The organism is Treponema rectale, assembly GCF_014202035.1.
GTDB classification, from domain to species: domain Bacteria; phylum Spirochaetota; class Spirochaetia; order Treponematales; family Treponemataceae; genus Treponema_D; species Treponema_D rectale.
Genome location: NZ_JACHFR010000002.1, coordinates 653,894 through 677,787 on the forward strand (window position 1 = coordinate 653,894; position 23,894 = coordinate 677,787).

The following is a 23,894-nucleotide window of genomic DNA, read 5'->3' on the forward strand; positions in this document are numbered from 1 at the left end:
AATAGTTTAATGAGCCCCTGAAACTGGATGAAAGAGTCCTTTTCAGGGGTATTTTTTTCCTTAAATTCAACTCTATATTAATTAACAGAAAATTATCCACTAGACCAATGGAGATTTTAGAGATATTATTAAAATTCAGGTAGAATTAATATTTTATACTGAATAAAAATCACTACTGTGTTTTTTAATAATCAATATAGATTTTCGGCTGTAATTTTATAGGGGTATAAGATGGAAAAATCAGATTTTTTTATGTTTAAGCGTAAGGCTGTCAGATGTTTTTTTTATGGTATTTTATTCCCTCTGGTAATATCCTGTGATATAGGTCTTGGAGCCTCTGTTGATACGCAGACGCCTAAACTGGATTTTGAGAGTCCGTCTTCTTCAGCTGATGTCGTATATTCAGGGGAAATTCCCGTATACGGTAATATATCAGATGATAAGGGCGTAACCAGAGTTGATGTTGTAGTACTTAATACTGGTACAAATGAAGTTGTGGGAGAAACCCTTCATGCGGCTATTATAGACGGTACAAAGTGGGAACTTACACTTCAGGCAGGCCGTTCTGCAAATTCAGACAGTGCGCTCGTACTTCCTGACGGCTCCTACGAACTTAGTGCAACGGCTTATGATGCAGCAGGACATTCCTATAAACGTGAAAGAACATTCAAAGTCGATTCAACTTCTCCTGTATTTGTTGTTTCAAAACCGGGAACATTAAATATTGGTTCTCCTGACCCGTATGGCAGAACCGTTCAGATTACAGGAAAGATTTCAGATGACAATAATGTAAAGACAATGAAAGTCCGTGTATTTAGAGAAGACGGAACTGAAATTGAACTTGCCAAAAATGAGTTTACCGGATTTGATACGGCCGATACTGCTGTAAACATTGCAAAGTATTATGAAAATGAAGATGCTGCAAAAGCAAAGGGTGATGAAGATATTTATGAAAACTATAAAAGGATTTACGGCGTAAAGGGAGATGCTGCTTTTGATACCGAGCAGAAATACTACGCAGTTGTTTCTGTAATAGATGCAGCCGGTAACGAAAGCAAAATGTCTTATGTTGAATCTTACCTTAAGGAAGAGCTTTCTCTTCTGGGCGAAAGTCTTGAAATGTATGAAATAAAAAACCTTCTTAACGGAAGCTATACCGGTTCACTTACGGAACAGAAAAAAGAAATCGTACTTGATATCCTGAATGCAGAAGGAGACTACGCTCTTCCAAACAGATATTTTGCCAACGATACTTACCGCCTTGCCTTTTCCGTAGACTCCAGGGCTAATCCGACGTACGCTCTTGATTATTCATATTTACCGGGAGACTCTGATTCATTTACAGAAATTCTTAAAGACCAGGCTCTTAACATAGAAGTTTCAGCAGGTCTTGATAAAGCTTATATAAAACCGGACAGTCTCTGTGTAAAAATTTATGAGATACTTCCTACTGGAACAATAAATGAAGATGCTGAACCGGTTGTAACTATTGAAAGTCAGAATATTTATATCGGAAGTTCTGATAATCACATTACTGAAGATACTCCGATGACAACTTCTGCAAAGTACCGCGTAAAGATTTCAGAATTCTCTGATGTTCTTTTAGCCGGAAAATCTTATGCAGTAAAAATTGACGGTTATGATCAGGATAACAATGAGTTCATAGCCGCAGACGGAAAAAACTACGGATTTAAAATTCAGACGACCGCCAGTGCACCGACAGTAAATTTTAATATAAAAAATGCTGAATACAGAAAGGCTTCTGATTTTGACGGCGGTGCAAATTCAAATGTCGTATTTACAGTAAAAGATGAAACCGGCTCTGCAATGAAATTTACAGTCATGCAGAAAATATTTGACGGTATAAAAGAAGAATCAGAAATTGCATTTGAAGAAGGAACTTATACCTTCTTAAAGAACGGTGAGGAGCTTCCGGCTTCCAGCGGAGAGCACGTTATAGAAATACCGCTGGAAATTCCTGCGGACAAACTCAGCCTTGAGAAAAACTATACCATTGCTTTAAGGGTTTCTGCAGATAAAGTAGATAATGCAACTTCAAGAACTTATTATTTCTATGCAGATAATGCTGCTCCAAAAATAGAGCTGTCCAATTCTGAACTTGTAGGATGGGATGGTCTGAGTACTCTTAGAATTACAGAAGAAACCGCTTCGATAACAAAAGACAGCAGCGGTACGTACAGCTATAAAATTCAGGGTTCCTGGAGTGACGAAGAAGGCTCAGGAACAAAAACTGTTCATTATGCAGTCAAGGCCGCAACGATGACAGAATACTCCCCGTGGTATGAACTTGAGCGTCAGGAAGCTCCGCAGGTTAAAGACAGCGCTTACTGGACAAAGAGCTTTCCTGTAGTTCACGGGGAAGGAAAAGATATATGCATTAAGTATTATGCAGAAGATCAGGTTGGCAATTGCAGTGATATTGTAGAATTTACCGGAGTAACATTTGATTTCGGAAAACCGGAAATTTCTCTGGCAGAAAATACAAGTGCACTTTCTTCATATTATAAAAAAGACTCTGTTGCAAAACTCAGCCTTACAGCTTCTGATACAAATGAATTAAATTCTGTAGTTACTAAAATTTACACGAAGCAGAGTTCTGAGGATAAGAATCCTGTCCTTATAGATGTATCTGATTACGATGATCATGGAATTACTTTTGAATCAAGGGTTGAGTCAACAAAAGAAACTTCGGTTAATATTTCATTTTCTACAGACGGAAAGTCAACTTTGTCAGTGCCCCATGATGGTATTTACATGATTACAGTTGTTGCTTCAGATATTGCAGGAAGGGAATCTGTTGTTTATCAGACAGAAACTGTTATAGACGGAACTGTTCCGGTTCTTGATTCTGATATTTCCGTAGGTTCTTCATTGTGGAATGGAAATAAATTCTATAATGATACCCGCCTGAATATTTCCGGACAGTATAATGATGATCGTCTTGATACTGTTTATTATTACGTAAAGAAATCCGGTGTTTCAGAAACAGTTCCTTCTGATCTTTCAGTTCGTCATACGGGAGAAACTTCCAGTTTTGAATCCGGGGTATTTAAATTCAATTCAGTTGAATTCTCAGAAAACAAGGTTGTAGGTTCCCTTTCAACTGCAAACGTAATTTACATTCAGGCAAAAGATAAAGCCGGAAACCTTTCTCAGATTTCAGAATATAAAATTAATGTAGATACTTCTGCTCCTGATATTTCAGGCCTTTATTATCAGGTTGGTTCTTCACAGATTTTTGAAGCAGGCGGAACTGTTTACGTAAACGGAACAAAACCTGTAACTGTTTACGGTTTGTATTCTGATGAGCACAGTGGTGTTGACGGTCTTGAACTTAATGTAAACGGTGAAGAAATGTGGTATTCCCAGGAAGTCCTTACAGATTCTTCTTCCGTAGAAGCTGTTGAATGGAAGTCCTATGCAGATATTACAAATAAACAGCTTATCCGTTCATGGAAGGCTAAGTTTACTCCGACAGAAGGTGCTAGTCTTCATGTTGAAGGAAAGAACCTTGCCGGAACTTCAAGAAGCCTTACACTTTTCCCTCTTGCTCTGGATGATGCTTATCCTTCAATCAATAGTTTTGAACTTTATGAAAAGAAACAGAATTCAGAAAGTGCCGCATATACGGATAATGAAACTGAAAAATCAAGGTATTTTGCAAATCCAGCTTCAAAAACATTTATTCTCAGGGGAACTGTTACCGATAACTACGGGCTTGATTCCGTAAAGCTTGTCATTACCAGTGAATCCAATAAAGTGGAACGTCTTCAGAATTTTACAACAGCATCAGGAAGCTATGAGTTTGCCGGAATTGATATGTCTTCATGGACAAAAACTGCATCTGCTGTGATTGCCGTAACGGATAAATCAGGCAATGTTACGGAAAAGAATTTTGAAATAATTTTTGATACCAGTGCCCCGACCGGATATCATGAAGTTGATTCAACGTTTAAGGATCTTTATTTCCGTTTCGGAAAAGCTGACAATGATGATATTAATACAGGCAATTCTTTGTGGAATGCTTCTCTGGATAAAGATGTTGGAAGTAAATATGCAGAAGGAACTTATGGTAATGCAACTCAGTCAGAACTCCGTGGAAATATAAGTGACGGTATTAACGGTTCCGGTGTTAAGAGAATTTATTATGCAGTATTTGATAAGCCTGTAGAAACTTCCGGTTCTTCTGTTGAGCCTGTTCTTAGTGACGGAAAGTATATTATAAAAGACCTTGATTCCCTCAGAGATTATGTAATTTCAAATTCAACGGGATTCTTTGCTCCGTCTGCTGAAGAAAAACGCCGCGTGTTCTACAGTATGAGAGAAGGAGAAGAGCCGTTTGAAGATTCCGTAAAGTTTACTGATTCTGCAGATGATAACGGAATGCTTCGTTACTATAAAACTGTTGCTACCAATTACCGCAGTATATTCTCCGGTTTTGATGGAACAGTAAATTATCTTGTAATTGCTGCAGTTGATAATGCCGGTAATGCAGGAATCGATTATGCCATAGTTGATGGTGAACAGAAAATTTATCTAACAATAAATCGTGACCCTGAACCTGCAGATATTACTCTGGATGAGTCTTCATCAGGAATAAAATATGTCAGCGTAAAGCAGGATGGCAACGGATACAGTTATAAAAACGGACAGAAGTTCATTCTTTCAGGAACAGCCAGTGATAATGCAGCCGGAGTAAAATCCATTGCCGTAAGGGTAGGTAAAACAAATCTCATTACGGAAACAGATTCTACTTATGGAAATCTTACTGTAACAAGAAACGGACTTACTGCTGAATGGACGGTTGAAATAAAGGCGGAAGCTTTCAAAGATTCTTCCGGAAATGAAGTTATTTTTGGAATAGTAACGGATATGGCCGGTGACGGTAATACAAATGAACTTCCTCTTACAACAGTAATTGCAGATACAAAGGCTCCGGTTGTTAGCCTTAATTCTCCGGAAGATGCAGATTCTTCAGTTCAGGGAATTCAGGTAAACAGATTGATTTCTTTTGCCGGTACGGTAAGTGATGATAATACATTGCCTTCAGCTGCCGTAACGAGACTTGAGTATTCCGTTAAAACAAACGGCTGGCAGGAAGCTTCCGCATCATGGACTCCTGTTGTTCCTTCAGAAAATCCCGGAGAAAATGATTTTCAGATTTCAGGAAGCTACAGTTTTACAGTAAAGAATTTCAATACTGCAGATTTGACGGACGGAACGACTTACATGCTTCGCGCCGTTGCTTCTGATATTGCCGGTAACGAAGGCCGCTCTTCCTGTGTTGAAGTTCAGGTAAGCCAGGATACAGACAGACCTGTTGTAACGCTTACAAATCTTAAGATAGACGAAGACGGAATTACTTATCTTAAGAGTACTACAACTCTTTATGGAACTGTAAGTGATGATGACGGCAGCATTAAGTCATTTAAGTATTCTCTTAACAGGGGGACGTCATGGTCTGATGAGATTGTCCTCTCTGGAAGTTCATGGAGTATTTCCGGATTTACAGAAGGAAGAAATTCCCTCTGGTTTAAAGTTACAGATTCTGCAGGAACGGAATTTGTTTCCGGTTCAGCAGCAAAGCCTAAAATCTGTGACAGCGGTACGGGAAGTGATAAGCATTATGTTACTTCACAGAATGCAGAACTTGCATTCAATGTTGTTACGGAACGTCCGACTGTAAATAACATCAAGTACTATGTATTTGATTCTGAAGAAAACAGCTGGAGTTCAGAGGCTGCTTCTCTTGGAACTCTGGGCGGAGCATATTCAAAGTTTAAGGTTTCAATCTCAGCAAAATCTGCTCAGTATGTAGGCGGTGCTAAAGTTGTTTATGGCGGAACTGAATACAGCTTTACCTGTGATGATGCAGATTATGATGATACTGAAGTGCATGTCTGGAGATCTGAAGAAATTGCACTTGCTTCATCTTCATCATTCCTTCTTGTCGTTTATGACCAGGTTCCGGATCCGATGTTGTATGAACAGACGGTAAACTTTTCTATAGATAATGTTTCTCCTGAAGTAAAGATTTCTAAGACGGCTGCGACTGTAGGCGTTTCAGAAACTATGCGCGGTGAAGTTGTAAACGAAAATGAATTTAAGGTTTACTATGCGGTTTCCAGAACGGAAGCCGATGTGCCTCAGGATGAAAAAGTAATAGAAAGCGGAACCGTGCGTTCAACTCCATGGACAGAAATTGTTGAATCAGGAAACGGTACAAGCTGGTTTGTTTACTTTGATGATGAACTGGATGCAGCGGATCATACTGATAAATTTGCCGTATACCTTACAGAAAAATATCTTGGAATTACCACAGCTGCAGCTATTGAAGCCCCATTAAATCCTTATGATGAAATTACTCCGGTATACTTCTGGGTAAAAGCAGTTGACGGATGTAAGAATCATACGGAAATGTGTCAGCTGGTAAACGTAGACCCTCAGGGAGAACGGCCGTCTGTAGAAGTATCATATCCGGTGGATATTGATTCAAAGGCTCCTACCTTAGGCGGTGCAATCCGCATGACAGGAACTGCAGTTGATAACAATGCAGCAAAATATGTCTGGGTTCAGATTGCAGAAGGAGTATCAGCAGACTTTACTCTTGCTGATCTTACAAAACTTTTCAATCTTAAAGATTCCGGCGGAAAGCGTATTTACACAATCGGTAACATGACAACGAATACGGCTGTAAATTCTCTTGCAGGAATTACGGAACAGTCCGCTTCAAATTATGGAATCATGGTTGAAGTTAAGGGTACCGGCTGGAACCAGACAATAAATACCAATAAGGAATTCAATCCTTCTTCAGACGGTAAGGCAGAACTTACACTTATCTTTTATGCAACTGATGAAGAAATGCACAGAAGTATTCCTATTGTTCAGAATATTGAGATTGACGCAAAGAGTCCGTATGTTGATGCAAATACACTTTATCTTGTCCAGTATAATTCTTCTGGAACAGTAATTGCACGGCAGCCCTATTCTGACGGAAAGAACGTTAAGGGAATCTGGTATCTTACAGGAACCTTCAAGGATGATGACTCAGGTATCTCAAAAGTTGTTTACAATGATGCAGAAAAAATTTCTTCAGCCGGAGCTTCCTTTACTGACGGAAAAGATTCAAACATCTGGTTTAAGCCTGTAGCAGATTCTTATAATGGAAATGTAATTTACAATTATGAATTCAGTGTTCCGATGGGAAGTGAAGAAGCAGGAAAAGTCGGTTCATCTTCCGTAGAATTCTATGTTGAGGAAAATACAGATACAAGACTTTCTCTTCCATTAACATATACGATTACCTTCGATAACAAAGCTCCTGTGTTTAATACCGAAGCTTCAAATACTTTTGTAAAGCTTGATGATAAGATTCAGAATCAGAGCGGCTTCTATACCTTTGGAGCAATTGCTTCTGAAGACAAGATTGAATCTTCCGGAGTTGAAGTTGAACAGTCTGGTGTAAAACATATTGCTTTCTACTTTACAAGAGATCTTGGTTACAGCCTGGGAGATTTTGATGCAGAAACATATCCTCTTCATGTAAATGAATTGAATTCAAAGACAAACGATTTGTTTGATGTAATGATTTATCATTCAAACAAAGACTCTGAGGATGCTGCTTCCGGCAATATGATTATTAATTACAAGGGAAGAAGTGACATTACTTATTCTGACGGTTTGTACTGGAAGAAACTTTCAGGAACTGTTTCTGGAACTACTTTCTCTTATGCAGGCAGTGCAGATGCAAACCTTCATTCAAGAGGTCTGGTAAAGATTAACGGTACGATTTACCTTATTTCTTCAGTATCAGGTACTGCAGTACAGATTTCCGAGGCACCGGGAGACGGTACGGTTGATGCTTACTTTGCCCTCTGTAATGTTATTGATAACGGAAGTGAAAAGAACGGTACTGAATTAAACTATGACCATGGTTACGGTTATGGTTATTACAGAAGCCGTTCAACTGATGACGGAGACCTTATTACAGAAACTTTCTCTAAACAGGGAACTGACTGGATTTTTGATGCATCTATAAACTCAAAGAATCTTCCTGACGGTCCTGTTACTCTTCATATGGTTGCATTTGATGCAGCAGGCAACAGTTCAGAAACTCCGTTTACTTTAGACTGTACGGTTTCAAATAATGCACCTCGTCTTGCCGGTATGCTTATCGGTACTGATGAAAACGGAAACGGCACGGTTGATGAAAGTGAGTTTATTACAAATTATCATGTTGCTGATGTTTCAACTTACGATTTTGATTCAGCACAGAGTGAAGTTGTATATCCGGCTCAGACTTCAGAAAAAGTAAAAGCTGCCCTTACCGTAAAGGGTGTTACGGAAATCAAGCCGGAAATTGTCGGCGGAAACGGAAAGATTTCTTATGAATATTCTGTTTACAAATATAACGAGACTGAACGCAGGTGGCTTGAGGCAGAAAAATGCGGAACTGTAAGAGGTTCGGATATTGCTTCCGGTTCAACTGATGAAATTGCTGAACTTGATGATACGATTCTTCTTCCTGTAAGTGCCTTTATCGGAACTGTGGACGAAACAGATTCTGAACTGATATCTGACGGTAAGAATAAGAAATTTGAATTCAGATTCGGGGATTCTACTCCTGGTAAAAATCAGAGTGATGCAATAAGCAATAATGCAAAACTTTCTGTAATCATGAATGTAAGCCTTCGTGAAAAGAACAGTGCTGAAAACTACATTCTTCCTCTTTACTGGAACTCTGCTTCGGATAACAGTATTTTTGGCGCAGACAAAAAGAACGGACATATTGAGTATGCAAAAGACTGGATTCTTTCTTCCGGTTACAATGCATCAGAAAGAGAATTTGATGCAGATCCGAAAGTTTCCGGAAAGATTAAAATAGAAGGTATTGCCCGTGATGATACTCTTCTTCGCGAAATTAAAGTTAAGTTTGGAACAGGTATGGGATCAATGGGAAGTACGGATACTGCCATTGCTTCTTATGATGCTGAAAACAGTTCGACCTGGATTTTAAGATCTTCTCTTGGTTCCGGTAATGTTATTCCTGATTCAGGCTGGGCATCAGATGTCGTTCATGCAACTTATGCAGAACTTGTTTCTGTCGGAATAATTGATGAACTTCCTTCCGGTAAAAAAGCCGGTGATGAAGTTCCTTATACTTCGCAGGAATATGGACATGTAGTTCACTGGATTCTTTATGTTGATACAGAAAAGGTTTCCGGTACGGCTGCTCTTGATGTAACTGTAACAGCTTCGGCTACAGACCGCGGTACACCAAAGTGGAGTTCCGGTGAGTCAGAAGCTGTTTATACGGCAAATACTGTTTCTGTAACAGGTACCGGTTATTCCGGTGCAGTAACAAAAACCGGCAGCACTGTAACGGAAGGACCTCTTACCGGGCTGTACAGAATGGATGTTGTTCCGTATATAAGTGAAATTGTAACAAAAGTTCGTAATTCCAGCGGACTGAAGGCAAACAATATACGTTCTGCTTCCGGTAAATACAGTGTGCTTGCAAATGTGCAGGCAAATACAATTACTGTAAACGGATTTAACTTTAATCCGACGGCTGCATGGATTGTAAAAGAAAGTAATCTTGGAGCAGCTTCCTTTACAACTCAGAATGCCTCAAGGCTCTCTTATGTAACAGGAACTTCTTCTTCATTTACCATCAGAAATCAGGGTATAACGAAGAGCGGTTATCTGGAAGTTTACAGTAACGGTATACGTACTCTTAATAATATTAATGGCAATGAGGCAAAGGGAAATCTTTCTTCAGAAAAAGATTATAAGAATATGCCTAATCGTGAACCGGATTATATTCAGACAAAGAACATTATTCTGACAGATGACAGATACTTCCGTTTCTTTGATATGAAGACTACGGCAATTAAGAATGGATATTATCCTAATATGATTCTGGACGGGGATGATCCTGTGTTCGGATACATCGATCTTAACGGTGTTAATTCTGCATCTTCGTTTAACGGATATATTCAGAGCTGCTATCAGGCACAGCGTACTAAGTTCAGCGGAACGGATGCGTCCTTTACTGACATTGAATATCTTGAAGGTGCAATTACTTCTGATCAGATGGCAATGGTCCGTGACGAAGACGGAAAGTATATCCATGCAACGGTATATAATTATTCCGATGCAACTATGGATGTAATTTACAATGATTATGCTGAGGATCACACATGGAGTGGCTATACTGACGGCTGGGCAGGCGGTACAGGTTATAGTGGTTATGGCGGAGTTTATTCCTATGATGGAAATAATAATGCAATAGCTTTAGAAAGAACCAGTTTCGGTAATGGTACGCTTATAGGCCGCTATCAGAATATCCGTATGGTTGCAAAGGGAAATTCTTCTACCAGAGCCGGTGCAAGCATATACATGGCTTATTATGATGACAACACCACTAATAAAGATATTATTTTCCGCACTTTTAAGATCGGAACAAATAATGGCTGGACGAATACCTTGAATACCGGAAACCGCGGAACGAGAGGCAGGTATTCTAATCTGGCTGACAGAAATACCAATGGAAGAATTACTGCCGGAAGCAGCGGTTCAAAGTATCTTGATCTTGGCATAACATCAGATAATATTGCAGTAATCGTTTACTATGACGTAAATGATGCCCGTCTTAAACTCAGATATTCAAAAGAGGCAGTTGACGGTAATACGGTCAGATATGCAGGGGGATGGAATGATGCTGCAGTTGAATTCCCTGAATATGTTGGAACGGATGTTTCCATGACAATAGACAGCAACGATGGAATTCATATTGCGGCCTTTGATGCCGGAGATTCTGATCTGGTTTACATGTATCTTCCGTCTTGTGGCAGCAATAGCCTTAAAACTGTCAGGGTAGACCAGTATGGTTCTGTCGGTAACTGGACCTGCATCCGTGTAAAGGATGATGTTCCGTACATTGCTTACTATAACAGTACGGAAGCCGGAAGCCGTGAACCGATCAAGCTTGCATATTTTGCAGCAGAGGATATTGATATTTCTGATGCTGACGAAAATGAGCTTCAGGGAATCAATGCTGAAGGTTATACAACCGGCGTATGGGAATACATGACTGTTCCTGCCGTTACACCTCCTCAGGGAAGTGACAGCAAATTCAGAGCGGTAAACCTTGATTTTGACAGCAAAGACCGTCCTGTTTTAGGTTACCTCGGTACGACCCTGGAATTCGGTAAGATGCTGGATGAATAAAAAAACAGAATAAAATATACAGGCACGGAATTGAGTTACGTGAGTTACGGCTCTTTTCCGTGTTTTTTTTACAGCAGGGCTTTAAAGATTGTGTAAAAAATAAAATAAAAGGTGAGAAAGCGTAAAATTCGTGTTAAAATAAAGAATAAGAGGGAGAGAAGGAGCAGTTGAGGAATTAGAAATCAGTTACATTTTTTTGATATTAAATAAAAAATCTGATATCATTTTTAAAATTGCTTTACAAATGTTATTTGTGATGTTAATATTGTGAAAAGGTTTTCATAAATTTAAACGAGGAATTGCTATGGAAAAAGTAAAAACAGCAGCTTCTGAGGGAACGGTATCTGCCGGAACCCCTGCTGAAGTGACGGTACTGGCTAAAAAGAAAAAGCTTGGCAAGACCGGTATTTTCTTTAGAGAATGCGGAAAGCATTACTCTCTTATTTTGATGTGTATACCTGCAATTATATTCTTTATTGCATTCAGTTATGCACCTCTTCCGGGTATTTACGTTGCATTCGTTAAGTATAATTATGCCAGCGGAATTTTTGGAAGTGATTTTATAGGACTTGATAACTTTAAGTTCCTTTTTGAATCAGGTCAGATGTGGAAGCTTACCCGCAACACCATTCTTTATAACTTTGCTTTTCTTGTTCTTGATAATGTTGTTGCCATGTTCATGGCTATTCTTATTAATGAAATTACAAACAGAATTTTCAAGAAAATTACGCAGACAATAATGTTGCTGCCGTATTTTATTTCTGCCGTACTTGTAGGTCTTCTTGTTTACAACGTATTGAACTATGACTACGGATTCCTTAACAGCGTTCTTAGGAGCCTTGGTCTTTCCAGATGGGCTCCATATTCTAATCCGAAAGCATGGCCGCCGCTTATTATCCTTGTCCAGCTGTGGCAGTGTACCGGTTATAATACGATTGTTTACTTTGCTGCAATCATGGGTATTGATTCAGAAACTATTGAAGCAGCACGTATTGACGGTGTAAACGCTTTCCAGCGTATCTGGTACATCGAGCTTCCTCTGCTTAAACCTACACTTGTAATCCTCATGCTCTTTGCAATGGGAGGAATCGTTAAAGGTAACTTCGGATTGTTCTATAACATCATTGGTACAAACGCACTTCTTTATCCAACTACTGATATTCTTGAAACTTACGTTTACCGTGCAACCATGCAGGACTTTAACTTCTCAACTGCATCGGCAATCGGTTTCTATCAGTCTGTAATCGGATTTGTTATCGTTATGATTTGTAATGCGGTAATCAAAAAGATTGAGCCTGAATATTCATTGTTCTAATCAGTAAGGAGAATAAATAATGTCACAGAAAACAACATCGGACTTTTTTGTAGAACGTTTCGCAATGATTGTAGTAATCATTTTCTCTTTACTGTGTGTACTTCCGTTTCTTCTGATTGTCGGAACTTCATTCAGTTCTGAGGATATTGTACGCGTAAAGGGCTTCTCTCTCTTTCCTCGTGGAGCAACTCTTGAAGCTTACAGAATGATTTTCAAAGGTGGAACAAACATTCTTGGTTCTTATGTAGTAACAATTTCAATGACACTCGTAGGAACTCTTGTAGGACTTGGAATTATTTCTATGACAGGTTATGCACTCAACCGTCATGACTTCCCTCTTAGAAACATAATTTCCTTCTTCATTTATTTTGCCAGCCTCTTCAGTGCAGGTCTTGCTCCTTACTATCTTCTTATGACACAGGGATATGGTCTTAAGGACAATTACCTTGCAATTCTTCTTCCTTTAATGATGAGTCCGTGGCTTATTATTCTTATGAAGAACTTTGTAAAGTCTGTTCCGTATGAACTTACTGAAGCAGGAAAGATTGACGGTGCCGGAGACTTCTCTATTTTTATCCGTCTTATTCTTCCAATGCTTAAGCCTGCACTTGCAACAATCGGTCTGTTCCTTGCTCTTGGTTACTGGAATGAATGGTATCAGTCATCACTGTTCCTTTCAGAACGCGTAACATACAAACCATTGCAGTACATGCTGTATCAGATTATCAACCAGCTTTCTTATCTTAAGAATTCCGTAGCAGGAGCCTTCGTAACATTCGATAACTTCCCGGAAGAAACTCTTAAGATGGCAACCGCCTGTGTAGCAACCGGCCCTATCATCTTAGTGTACCCGTTCGTACAGAAATACTTCATCAGCGGTATCACAGTAGGTGCTGTTAAGGGTTGATTGCGCAAGCAATCAAGCCGAAATAATAATGGCTGTTTCGCGAAGCAAAGACAGATTGCGTCTGCAATCTGGTCGGAATACTTCAGTCAGTTTCGCGAAGCGAGTAAGACTGAAGTATGCAGGAGCAGTAACGCCGGCAGGGCAAATTGCGAAAACAAAGCCCTTCATTACTTAGTTTAGAAAAAAGGTTTTCATTACTGTTTAGTGTTTAGTTAAAAAATAAATAAATTGGAGGAACTAAATGAAACGAATGATTAAAGGTTTAGGGTTTGCAGCAGCATCCCTCTTGATGATTGGTTCAATGGCTTCATGCGGAAACAAATTACCAAAGTTTTCTGATGATGACATGAATGAATTTGCAAAAGTTGTTTACATGACAACTGGAAACAAACCAAGTGATACAGCAACTCAGGAAATGCTTAAAGAACTTAACAAGATTCTTAAAGAAAAAGCAAATGCTGAGCTCGAAATTTACTATATCCCATGGACAAACTATCAGACACAGTACAATCTTACTCTCGCACAGATGGATGGAACTGTTGACCTTGTTGGTACTGCTTCTGACTGGCTTGATGCATGGAAAAACTCAAAGAATGGAGCATTCTGTGCTATTCCTGAAGAAGAAATCCAGAAATGGGCTCCAAAAACATGGAACAGCGTTTCAAAAGAACACTGGGATATGTGCCGCTACAACGGAAAAATCTATCTTATGCCTGAAGATAACTATGCACAGTGGATTAACCACGGATTTATGTACCGCGGAGACTGGGCAAGAGAAGCTGGCCTTAAGGATGGAGTACACTCATGGGAAGATATGACAAAGTACTTCGAATACCTTACAGGTCTTAAGAAGTCAAACTTCTATGCATGGGATTCAACTGGTGCTAACTCTACTTTCCATGCAGACGGATATATTCAGTCAAAATCTGATTACATCGCCCTTGACGGTATCAACACACTGGGAACCTTCGGTGTACGCCGTTCTAACCTTAACAAAATCTATTCACCATTCATGGAAGGTGATGAACTTGTAGAATATGCAAAGCTCATGAAAGAATGGGATGAAATGGGTGTATGGAAGAAAGACGTATTCAACAGCACTGGTGATACACGTGAAGAACTTTACCTTGGTCAGACTGGTGTAGATCAGCATCATACACAGACATGGTATACAACAGTTCGTCCTCAGATGGATGTAAAACAGCCTGGTTCTGATGTTGGATTCTTCTGGTTCGGTGAAGAATCTGGAAACGTAACTACAATGACAATCACTCACGGTGCTATGGCTATTTCTGCTGCTTCTAAGCATAAGAGACATGCACTTGCTGTATATGATCTTCTCCGCAATGATCCTGAATGTTACCGCCTCTTCAACTACGGTATTGAAGGAAAACAGTATGAAGTTCTTGATGCAAACAAAAATGTTATCAAAGCTTCTGAGATCAAATACACAGAAGATGAAAACGGCAACATTAAGCTTGACGGTGAATATTACTACAGACCGGTTCTTAACGAAAAGGGAGAGAATGCTTATCCTGCAATCGTAACAGATTACTGGTGGGGACGTAATGACAATCTCGAAATCCGCAACGTAAAGGGTGCATGGGATAAGTTTGATGAAATCTGCGCTATTTATGACAAAGTAAAGGTTGATTATCCTTACGGACAGATTGTATGGGATGTAGATTCAATTCAGTCAGAGCTTTCTAACATCAGTGACGTATGGTCACGCTATATGGGTAACATCTGTTATGGTAAAACAACAGATCCGGAAGCTGATGTAAAGAAATTCAGACAGGAACTTAAGCAGGCTGGAATTGACAGAGCAATTGCTGAACTTCAGAGCCAGCTTGATGCATTCAATAAAAAGAATAAATAAGATTAGTTAATTCTGCAGGTATCGCAGCCGCTGCGGTACCTGTATGTCATTTTTTTACTGCTTTAGAGAAGAGGGATGCGAAGTTTTCCATTCCTCTTTTTTAGTGATTGAGTATGAAAACCTTTTCATAATCAAATAGTTTTTTTTGTAATAAAGTGCCAGGTTCCGGATTAAATTCCGCATAACATGGGTTTTTAGAACAGTCCCGGCTTTTATACAGGAGTTTAGGATGAATTACAATCTTAAAGACGGATGGTTATTTAGTTTACAGAACCATTTTGAAAACCTTCATTCAGTTATTAAGTCAGGTGATTTTTGGGCAAGAGATTTTGACGATTCATCCTGGAAAAAAGTAAGTGTTCCGTACGACTGGGCCCCTTCCTTTCCGTTCAGCAGAGAAAATTCAAGCGGAACAGGATATCTTCCTGGTGGTACCGGCTGGTTCCGCTGTCATTTTGACGGCAGCACCATGAAGAATAAACGGGTACGTGTATGTTTTGATGGAGTTTATAAACATGCCCGCGTATGGTGTAACGGTTATTATTTTGGAAATCATCAGAATGGTTTTACATCATTTGAATTTGATATAACAGAAAGTATTAAGACAGACAGTGAAAATGTTCTTGCAGTATGTGTCAGTCATGAAGACATAGCTGACTGCCGCTGGTATACAGGAAGCGGAATAATGCGTCCTGTTGTGCTTAAGGTTACAGATGACTGTCATATAACAGACGACGGAGTTTTCTTTTATTCTAAAGATAATAAGCAGATTTATGTAGATACCCGCGTAAAAAATGCCGGAAGTATTAAACATGCTCTTGAAGTAACTGTTAATCTTGCTGATAAGGACGGAAAAAGCGTTTACACAAGAACTCAGAAAGGAGATATAGCTGCTTCAGAAACAGCATCCTATGAATTTACTTATGAACTGCCGGAAGTGCATGAATGGTCTCCGGAAGATCCGTATCTCTATACTTTGAATGTTTCAGTTGTAAGTGACGGTAAAGAAAGTGACAGCTGTTCTCAGCAGGTAGGAATTCGTGAACTTAAGTTTGATGCTGACAAAGGATTTTTCTGTAATGGAAAGAGTTACAAGTTTAAGGGACTTTGTGTTCATGAAGATGCAGGCTGCTGGGGTAATGCAGTTCCTAAGGAAGTGTGGGCCCGCCGTCTTGCAAAGCTTCAGGAAGCAGGATGTAATGCAATCCGCATGAGTCATAATCCTCATTCAGATGAGCTTTATCAGCTTTGTGATGAAATGGGATTCTTTGTCATGGATGAAATCTATGATGAATGGCAGGAACCGAAGAATAAATGGTGGCAGGGTCATAATGTTTATCCGCCAAGCCATCAGGGAATTACAGATGATTTCTTAAGCTGTTATAAAGATGACTGCCGTTCATTTGTAGTACGCCGCCGCAATCATCCTTGTGTTGTTATGTATTCAATCGGTAACGAAATTGACTATCCGAACGATCCTTACTGTTCTCCAAAATTTAAGGAGATGACGGGAAATAACGATGCTTCAAAACCGGCAGCAGAAAGACAGTTCAATCCAAATCATCCTGATATCGGACAGATTGGCGGAATAGCAAAAATGCTTTCGGCACAGGTAAAGCTCTGGGATACGACCCGTCCTGTAACCATGGCTCTTGCATTCCCTGAACTTTCCAGTGATACGGGAGTTGTGGATGCCCTTGATGTTATCGGTTACAACTATAAGGAACAGTTTTATAAAGAAGACCACAAACGTTTCCCGAATAAAATGTTTGTAGGTAGTGAAAACCAGCACGGTCTTGATGCATGGCGTGCTGTTACTGATAACGAATACATTGCAGGACAGTTCCTCTGGACAGGAATTGACTATCTGGGAGAAGCAAAAGGCTGGCCTGTACATGGAAGTTATGCAGGTCTTTTAACGCTTGCAGGCTTTGAAAAGCCGATGTACTACTTCCGCAAAGGTTTGTGGAGCAGTGAGAAGTTCTGTAAGATTTTTACAGCTGTTAGCGAAGAAGATTACTGGAACAGACCATGGCTTGAAAGCTGGAATTATGCTTCCGGAACAAAAGTTGATGTCCGTGTTTTCTCTAATGAAGATGAAGTTGAACTTTTTGTAAACGGAAAGTCAGCCGGTAAGGCAAACCCTAAAGAAAAAGGTTTTGCTGAATTCACACTTGATTATGAAGAAGGAGAGATTTCTGTAAAAGCTTCTTCCAGCGATGATGTAATCGTAACGACTGGTGCTGCAGTTGCCTTTAATGCAACGGTTGTTTCTGGTGAAGAAGTTCAGCAGATAGAAGTTTCTGTTGTTGATGATCTGGATAATCCTGTAGTAACAGATTCTTCACTTATCACAGTAGAAACAGAAGGCTGCGTGCTTGCAGGAATTGAAAACGGAGACCTTGCAGATGTAACTGAATATTCTGCAAATTACCGTCATGCCTATAACGGAAAATTGATTGTTTACGTAAAAAAATGTTCAGACAACGCAAGCGTAACTTTCAGAAGTGCAGGTAAAACTGAACTTACAGTAGAAGTATGATGAAAATACTTAATTAAAATATCAGAAGCAGGGAATAAGCCCTCCGGTAAATAACCGGAGGGCTTATTTTTTTTTCGCCATTACTATAGCAATGGGGTAGTAGAGAACTTGACAGTTCTCTACTAAAGACTTCCTGTTAATCCTTTTGAGATTAGGAAAAAAGTTAAAGGAGGATATATATGAAACTTTTTAAAAAATTAATGGGAGCATTTGCTTGTGTGATTTTATTTACAGGGTGTCAGGAAAAAGTAGAAGATAATCCTGAGAATAGTTATGAGTATATTTGCGGAGAATATGAAACTTCTTATGGTACGCTTGTGATTACTCCTACAGAGAATTATCTTCTTACTGATTCTGATGAAAAACTCGATACTGATGTTTCTTATGATTATGACGGTTATGCAGAAGTTCGTTTGGTTTCCTCAAGAAAAACAGAAACCGTAGCAGTGTCTTCTTACTATGCGGATAAAACTACAGAGATTCATTTTGAGTTGCAGAAAAATCATGGTACATTAATTGAAAAATTAGAAACTATTTATGGTGATACTTTATATACTGATAAAGATAAAACATCACCTAAGTTTACATGGTATTTTTCAGAAAAAGTATATGGGTGTTATGAGAGTAATAATTCTGTAACCTATACAGGTGAGGGGAGTGAAAGGTATTATTCTGAAATAATAAAGATAAATCAATTTGATTAAATGTGAATCTGATAAAAAAAGTACAGCTCCCATAATAAGCCCTCCGGTAAATAACCGGAGGGCTTATTTTTTATCATGAGTTTTTATTTGAAAAAGCAGTGATTTAGCTTTAAAATAGAAGTATGAATTTTCAGGATTTAGTTGATTCCTTTGAAAAGGCAAGTGCTGTTATGTCAGTCAGAAAAACTGACGACGGCCATTATGACGAAATAAGAATTGTCTGTGCAAATGACAGCTATAAACAGATAATGGGCACTGGTTATTATAACAACATGATTTATTCAGAACTTGTGCCTAAAGAACCGAATTTTGAAGATTTCTGTTATAGGGCTGCCGTTTTAAAACAGTCTCTTCACACTTATGTAGATGCAAAATCCATGGATGTTTGGACCGATGGCGTTTATTCACCCTTATCCTCTGAATTGGATAAAGACGGTCTTTATTATTTTTTATTTTCCTTTGAGTTCACTAAAAAACCAGAATCAGAAAGAATGTCAAATGTTTCTATGGAAACTGCTTCAAATGTTATTCAGACCTGTATAAATTTACGCGGGACAGATAATTTTTATGAAAGCATGAATAAAGTTATTTCTGATATTCAAAAGATTACTGATTCATTCTGCAGCTGTATCATTATGATAGACAGCTCACAGAAAAAATATGCACCTCTGTGTTCAAAGTTTAATAATGATGATGTTTCAATAAATGACTTTATGCCTTATCTGACTCCTGATGTAGTATTCTCCTGGGAAGAGACTATCGGAAAACATGATAACGTAATTATAAAAAATGAATTTGATATGGCAGAACTTGAAAAAATTAATCCTGTCTGGGTAAAAAGCCTTAAAGGGGCCGGGGTAAAAACTCTTATTCTTGTTCCTCTTACAAAAGGTAAAAAAATGATGGGCGTTCTGTTTGTTACCAATTTTAATACTGACAAAATTGTAGAACTAAAAGAGTATATTGAATTAAGTGCTTTTTTTCTTTCTGCAGAAGTTGCAAGTAATGAACTTATGGAACGCCTGGAATACATGAGTAATATAGATACTCTTACAGGAGTTAAAAACCGTAATTCTATGAATGCCAGAGTAGACTGGCATGTTAAAAAGAGTTACACGGTTGCAGTTCCATATGGTGTAATATTTGTGGACTTAAATGGACTTAAGCAGTGCAATGATACAGGAGGACATGAAGCAGGAGATGCCCTCTTAATAAATGCAGCAAATCTTTTAAGACGGCATTTTGAAAATTATGAAATCTATCGTTCTGGGGGAGATGAATTTGTAATAATTCTTCCAGGGTGCCAGAAAGATGAACTTGAAGAAAAAGTAAAAAAACTTCGCTCAGAAACAGGATATGGTTCAGACGTTTGTCTTGCAATTGGTTCCGCATGGACTCAGAATGAACAGGAATTGCGAATGTGCATGCATATCGCCGATGAAGCAATGTACGCCGACAAAAACGAATATTACCGTCAGCACAAAGAAGTAAAAAAAAGATAGGATTATGTAAAAATGGAACAAATCGTAAGTTCAACCTGCGATTTGTTCCATTTTTAAAACAAAAAAAGCCCGGCCTTTCAAAAGCGAAAGCCGGGCTTTAGTGTTTACAGTTCGTAAAACCTATCTCAAATCCTGTGTTTTAATCCAGTCCTGATCTGTATATGTACGGTTTTCACCAGCCATACTCCAGATAAAGGTGTAGTTGCGTGTTCCGCAGCCTGAGTGGATTGACCAGCTTGGGTTGATGACAGCTTCATCATTGTGCATTACGATGTGACGGGTTTCCTGTGGTTCACCAAAGAAGTGGAACAAAGCCTGATCTTCAGGAATATCAAAATAGAAGTAAACTTCCATGCGGCGCTCGTGAGTGTGAGCCGGCATTGTATTCCATACAGAACCTGGTTCAAGGTGAGTAAGACCCATAGAAAGCTGGCATGTATCAAGAACATCCGGGTGAATGTACTGATTGATGGTGCGTTCATTACTTTCTTCAAGAGAACCAAGATGAACGTGTTTTGCATCATTCAGTGTAATAAGTTTAAGTGGAAAAGCCCTGTGTGCCGGAGTAGAGTTCATGTAGAATTTTGCAGGTTTAGCAGCATCCTTTGAAGAAAGCATAACCTTTTTTGTACCCATTGGAATGTAAAGTGCATCATAGTGGTTAAGGGTATAATCCGTACCGTCTACATTTACGACACCGGTCTCTCCGATATTGATTATTCCAAGTTCACGGCGTTCAAGAAAATAATTTACACCGAAGTCTTTCATTGCATCGATGTTTTTTTCAAGATCTACTTTTTCTGTGGTAGGCATTGCACCTAATGTAACTATGCGGTCAACATGTGAATAAACTGCACTTACATCATTTGCATTGAAAATATTCTGAATGAGGAATTCTTTGCGAAGTTCTTCAGTTGTCATGTGCTTGAAGGCTTCTTTTCCTGTAGAATAACGTACATCCATTTTATAAAAATCTCCCTGTTAGTTCAGTTGTAATATTGTTGAGTGTAAGAGTTCCAGAATTCTTTTTGCAGCGGCGGAATGAAAAAATGTGCACATTCTTTAAGAACATCTTCATTGGTTCGCCTGATTCCGTCGTGCAGATGCCGTCCGATAAGCTTTGGTATAGAATCTGTATCATGCTGTTTAATGGCCTCAACAAGATTTTTATGTCCCGAAACCATTGATGTATAACTCATAGTGTTTTTATAGTCCAGCATTCTGAATCGGGTATATTCAATTTTCTGTTCCTGAATCATATTCCAGATATGTTCGCAGTTGCGTTCACGGTACCAGATAAGGTGCAGCTGATTATCCAGATTGAAAAACTGAGTGCTGTCGATTTCTTTTTCAGCTGTAAGGATTTCCTGAAGCCGGATATTATGCTCAAGTTCTTCAATAATGAAAGCAGAAGGATTTGAATTGATGAATTCGCATATAATATTTGCTTCAAGAACGGTTCTCATGTGAATTATCTGATAAACCTTGTCCATGTTCAAAAGTGAAGCATGAGTTCCGTAGTATGGTTTTATTTCTACGAGACCCATGTCACTAAGACGACGCAATGCTGTACGGACAGGCGGGCGGGTTACATTAAAACGCTGGCATATTTCGTTTTCAGAAATTTCCTGACCAGGTTTTATCGTAAGGTCCAGAAGTTCGTTTTTGAGAGTCTCAAATATGATTGTTCCGGCGTCTTGAGAAGAATTCATTACGAAGCCTCAGATTACGGCTGTTTTCCGATGTAAGCAAGGATACCGCCGTCAACGTAAAGAATATGTCCGTTTACGGCATTTGATGCGTCTGAAGCAAGGAATACTGCCGGTCCCTGAAGTTCTTCAGTCTGAAGCCAGCGTCCTGCAGGAGTACGGCCACAGATAAACTGATCAAACGGATGTCGTGAACCGTCAGGCTGCTTTTCGCGTAAAGGTGCTGTCTGTGGTGTTGCAATGTATCCAGGTCCGATGCCGTTACACTGAATGTTGTACTGTCCGTATTCAGCACAGATGTTGCGTGTAAGCATCTTAAGACCGCCTTTTGCTGCTGCGTATGCAGAAACTGTTTCACGTCCAAGCTCAGACATCATTGAACAGATGTTGATGATTTTTCCGTGTCCTTTTTCAATCATCTGAGGAATTACAGCAGATGCAACGATATAAGGAGCAACCAGGTCAATGTCAATTACAGCCTGGAATTCTTCCCTTTTCATTTCATGCATAGGAATGCGTTTGATGATTCCTGCATTGTTTACAAGAATGTCGATTGTTCCAAGATCAGCATTTATCTTTTTTACAGTTTCTTTTACTGCATTTTCATCTGTTACGTTGCAGACATAGCCTTTTACAGAATCTTTGCAGCCTGCTTCTTCGTAAGCCTTGTATCCAAGATCAACCTTATCCTGGCTGATATCACAGAATGCAACTTTTGCACCTGCTTTGATATAAGCTGTAGCAATTGCAAATCCGATTCCGTATGTTGCACCTGTAATGAATGCAACCTTTCCAGTCAATGAAAAATCCTTCATTTCCATAGAACTACTCCTTAATAATAAATCCTATAAAAGTATAGGGAACCTCAAAAAAAATAGTTTTTTTGAGATAGCTTTGAAACTATAATAAGTCATAAAGATATATTTGTAAAGAAAATTAGTATAAAATTCATTAAAGTGATATCACATTTTTAATTGACATACCACTTTTTCGTTTCTATACTGATAGCCTGGTAAGTTTTAGTATTACTCTGGAGGAATTATGACAAATTATACTATAAAAGTACTGGATGCTCAGAATAATGTTCGTTTTGAAAAAACAGATGCTGTTGAACTGGCTGCAGTTTTTGACGGGGAATATCAGAAGGGGGATAAAATTCAGCTTAGTTCTAGCAGTGATAAAGTTTATACCATAGTAAAGCTTGATGACTGCATGGATTTTTCTTTTACGCTTTTAAGCGGGGTTTTTACTATAGAGATTCCTTTTGACGAAAAAAAGATGTCATATAATCCGAAAGCTTTTACAGGAACTCGTCATTACCTTTATGCAAGGGAAGCTTTGCCTGCAGAAATTTCCTGCAGAAAGAATCTTGCACTGAATGTATGGGACTGTCATGAAAATACAGCGCTTTTTCCTCATACTTCAGCAAATGTTGAGACTCGCGGTGAATCAGTTTTTGCCTCGAGAAATGCAATAGACGGCCTTCTTGCAAATACTTTCCATGGTGAATGGCCTTATTCCAGCTGGGGAATTAATAAAAATCCGCAGGCTGAACTTACGCTTGATTTTGGCCGCAAGGTTAGGGCTGATGAAGTTGTGATATATTTGCGTGCGGATTTTCCTCATGATGCATGGTGGACTCAGGGAACTATTACTTTTAGTGATGGTAGTGAACTTGTAATGAATTTTGAGAAACGTGGAGATGCTCAGAGTTTTAAGTTTCCTGAAAAAGAGATTACATACCTTAAACTTCATTCACTTATAAAAGCTGATGATCCTTCTCCGTTCCCGGCACTTACTCAGATTGAAGTATATGGTACAGAAGCGTGAATGTCAGGTTTGAAATTTTTAAGTAGAGAAAACGGGACTGTCCAAAAAGTTCAAAAAATGTCATTTTCGGGCTGTCAACAACTTTTTATAAGTGTCATTTTCGGGCCTGACCCGAAAATCCCCCTGCATGAGATTGCCGTGTCGAGCACGGCAATGACAGGGTGTCGAGCACGGCAATGACTCATACTGAACGCTACGCCACATTCGCACACACATTCGTAGCAGGTGCGTGCGAATGTGGCGTAGCGTTCGG

General features: G+C 39.1%; 11 protein-coding genes. 8 read left to right on the forward strand and 3 right to left on the reverse strand.

Translation table 11 applies throughout. From position 1 onward, the window contains the following. Positions 1–231: 231 nt before the first annotated feature. From HNP77_RS07395 to HNP77_RS07425, 7 genes are all read left to right on the forward strand, one after another. On the forward strand, positions 232–11,253 hold the full coding sequence (locus HNP77_RS07395) for a hypothetical protein (RefSeq protein WP_184652536.1): 11,022 nt from the start codon (positions 232–234) through the stop codon (positions 11,251–11,253). Between the two features lie 304 nt (positions 11,254–11,557). Beyond that, positions 11,558–12,568 carry an ABC transporter permease gene (locus HNP77_RS07400; RefSeq protein WP_184652537.1) on the forward strand — a complete coding sequence of 337 codons (1,011 nt, stop codon included), beginning with the start codon at positions 11,558–11,560 and terminating at the stop codon, positions 12,566–12,568. A gap of 19 nt (positions 12,569–12,587) precedes the next feature. Next, a complete protein-coding gene (locus tag HNP77_RS07405; RefSeq protein WP_184652538.1) occupies positions 12,588–13,475 on the forward strand; it encodes a carbohydrate ABC transporter permease in 888 nt (295 codons plus the stop codon). Between the two features lie 241 nt (positions 13,476–13,716). Further along, a complete protein-coding gene (locus HNP77_RS07410; RefSeq protein WP_184652539.1) occupies positions 13,717–15,354 on the forward strand; it encodes an ABC transporter substrate-binding protein in 1,638 nt (545 codons plus the stop codon). Between the two features lie 229 nt (positions 15,355–15,583). Then, the gene (locus HNP77_RS07415) at positions 15,584–17,896 is read left to right on the forward strand and encodes a glycoside hydrolase family 2 protein (RefSeq protein WP_184652540.1); all 2,313 of its coding nucleotides are present in this window, start codon (positions 15,584–15,586) and stop codon (positions 17,894–17,896) included. A 179-nt stretch (positions 17,897–18,075) separates the two neighbouring features. Then, on the forward strand, positions 18,076–18,600 hold the full coding sequence (locus HNP77_RS07420; RefSeq protein WP_184652541.1) for a hypothetical protein: 525 nt from the start codon (positions 18,076–18,078) through the stop codon (positions 18,598–18,600). A gap of 122 nt (positions 18,601–18,722) precedes the next feature. Beyond that, entirely contained in the window at positions 18,723–20,102 is a 1,380-nt protein-coding gene (locus HNP77_RS07425; protein ID WP_184652542.1) for a GGDEF domain-containing protein, read from the forward strand. A gap of 120 nt (positions 20,103–20,222) precedes the next feature. On the opposite strand, the gene kduI is transcribed toward HNP77_RS07425, so the two are convergent. The 3 genes from kduI to HNP77_RS07440 are packed head-to-tail and all read right to left on the reverse strand — an operon-like array spanning position 20,223 to position 22,632. Next, positions 20,223–21,065: a 5-dehydro-4-deoxy-D-glucuronate isomerase gene (gene kduI, locus HNP77_RS07430; protein WP_184652543.1), complete on the reverse strand. Its 843-nt coding sequence runs from the start codon at positions 21,063–21,065 to the stop codon at positions 20,223–20,225. 23 nt (positions 21,066–21,088) lie between these two features. After that, a complete protein-coding gene (locus HNP77_RS07435; RefSeq protein ID WP_184652544.1) occupies positions 21,089–21,814 on the reverse strand; it encodes a GntR family transcriptional regulator in 726 nt (241 codons plus the stop codon). Positions 21,815–21,828: 14 nt separating this feature from the next. After that, complete coding sequence (locus tag HNP77_RS07440) at positions 21,829–22,632, reverse strand: gluconate 5-dehydrogenase (RefSeq protein ID WP_221266546.1); 804 nt, start codon at positions 22,630–22,632, stop codon at positions 21,829–21,831. A gap of 220 nt (positions 22,633–22,852) precedes the next feature. Here HNP77_RS07440 and HNP77_RS07445 point away from each other — a divergent pair, with 220 nt between their 5' ends. Then, entirely contained in the window at positions 22,853–23,641 is a 789-nt protein-coding gene (locus HNP77_RS07445) for a DUF7402 domain-containing protein (RefSeq protein WP_184652545.1), read from the forward strand. The last annotated feature ends 253 nt before the right edge of the window (positions 23,642–23,894 follow it).

Bases quoted from the DNA above. Each gene is read 5' to 3' on its own strand.
- HNP77_RS07395 (WP_184652536.1), top strand. From the start codon at position 232: ATGGAAAAATCAGATTTTTTTATGTTTAAGCGTAAGGCTGTCAGATGT.
- HNP77_RS07400 (WP_184652537.1), top strand. From the start codon at position 11,558: ATGGAAAAAGTAAAAACAGCAGCTTCTGAGGGAACGGTATCTGCCGGA.
- HNP77_RS07405 (WP_184652538.1), top strand. From the start codon at position 12,588: ATGTCACAGAAAACAACATCGGACTTTTTTGTAGAACGTTTCGCAATG.
- HNP77_RS07410 (WP_184652539.1), top strand. From the start codon at position 13,717: ATGAAACGAATGATTAAAGGTTTAGGGTTTGCAGCAGCATCCCTCTTG.
- HNP77_RS07415 (WP_184652540.1), top strand. From the start codon at position 15,584: ATGAATTACAATCTTAAAGACGGATGGTTATTTAGTTTACAGAACCAT.
- HNP77_RS07420 (WP_184652541.1), top strand. From the start codon at position 18,076: ATGAAACTTTTTAAAAAATTAATGGGAGCATTTGCTTGTGTGATTTTA.
- HNP77_RS07425 (WP_184652542.1), top strand. From the start codon at position 18,723: ATGAATTTTCAGGATTTAGTTGATTCCTTTGAAAAGGCAAGTGCTGTT.
- kduI (WP_184652543.1), bottom strand. From the start codon at position 21,065: ATGGATGTACGTTATTCTACAGGAAAAGAAGCCTTCAAGCACATGACA.
- HNP77_RS07435 (WP_184652544.1), bottom strand. From the start codon at position 21,814: ATGAATTCTTCTCAAGACGCCGGAACAATCATATTTGAGACTCTCAAA.
- HNP77_RS07440 (WP_221266546.1), bottom strand. From the start codon at position 22,632: ATGGAAATGAAGGATTTTTCATTGACTGGAAAGGTTGCATTCATTACA.
- HNP77_RS07445 (WP_184652545.1), top strand. From the start codon at position 22,853: ATGACAAATTATACTATAAAAGTACTGGATGCTCAGAATAATGTTCGT.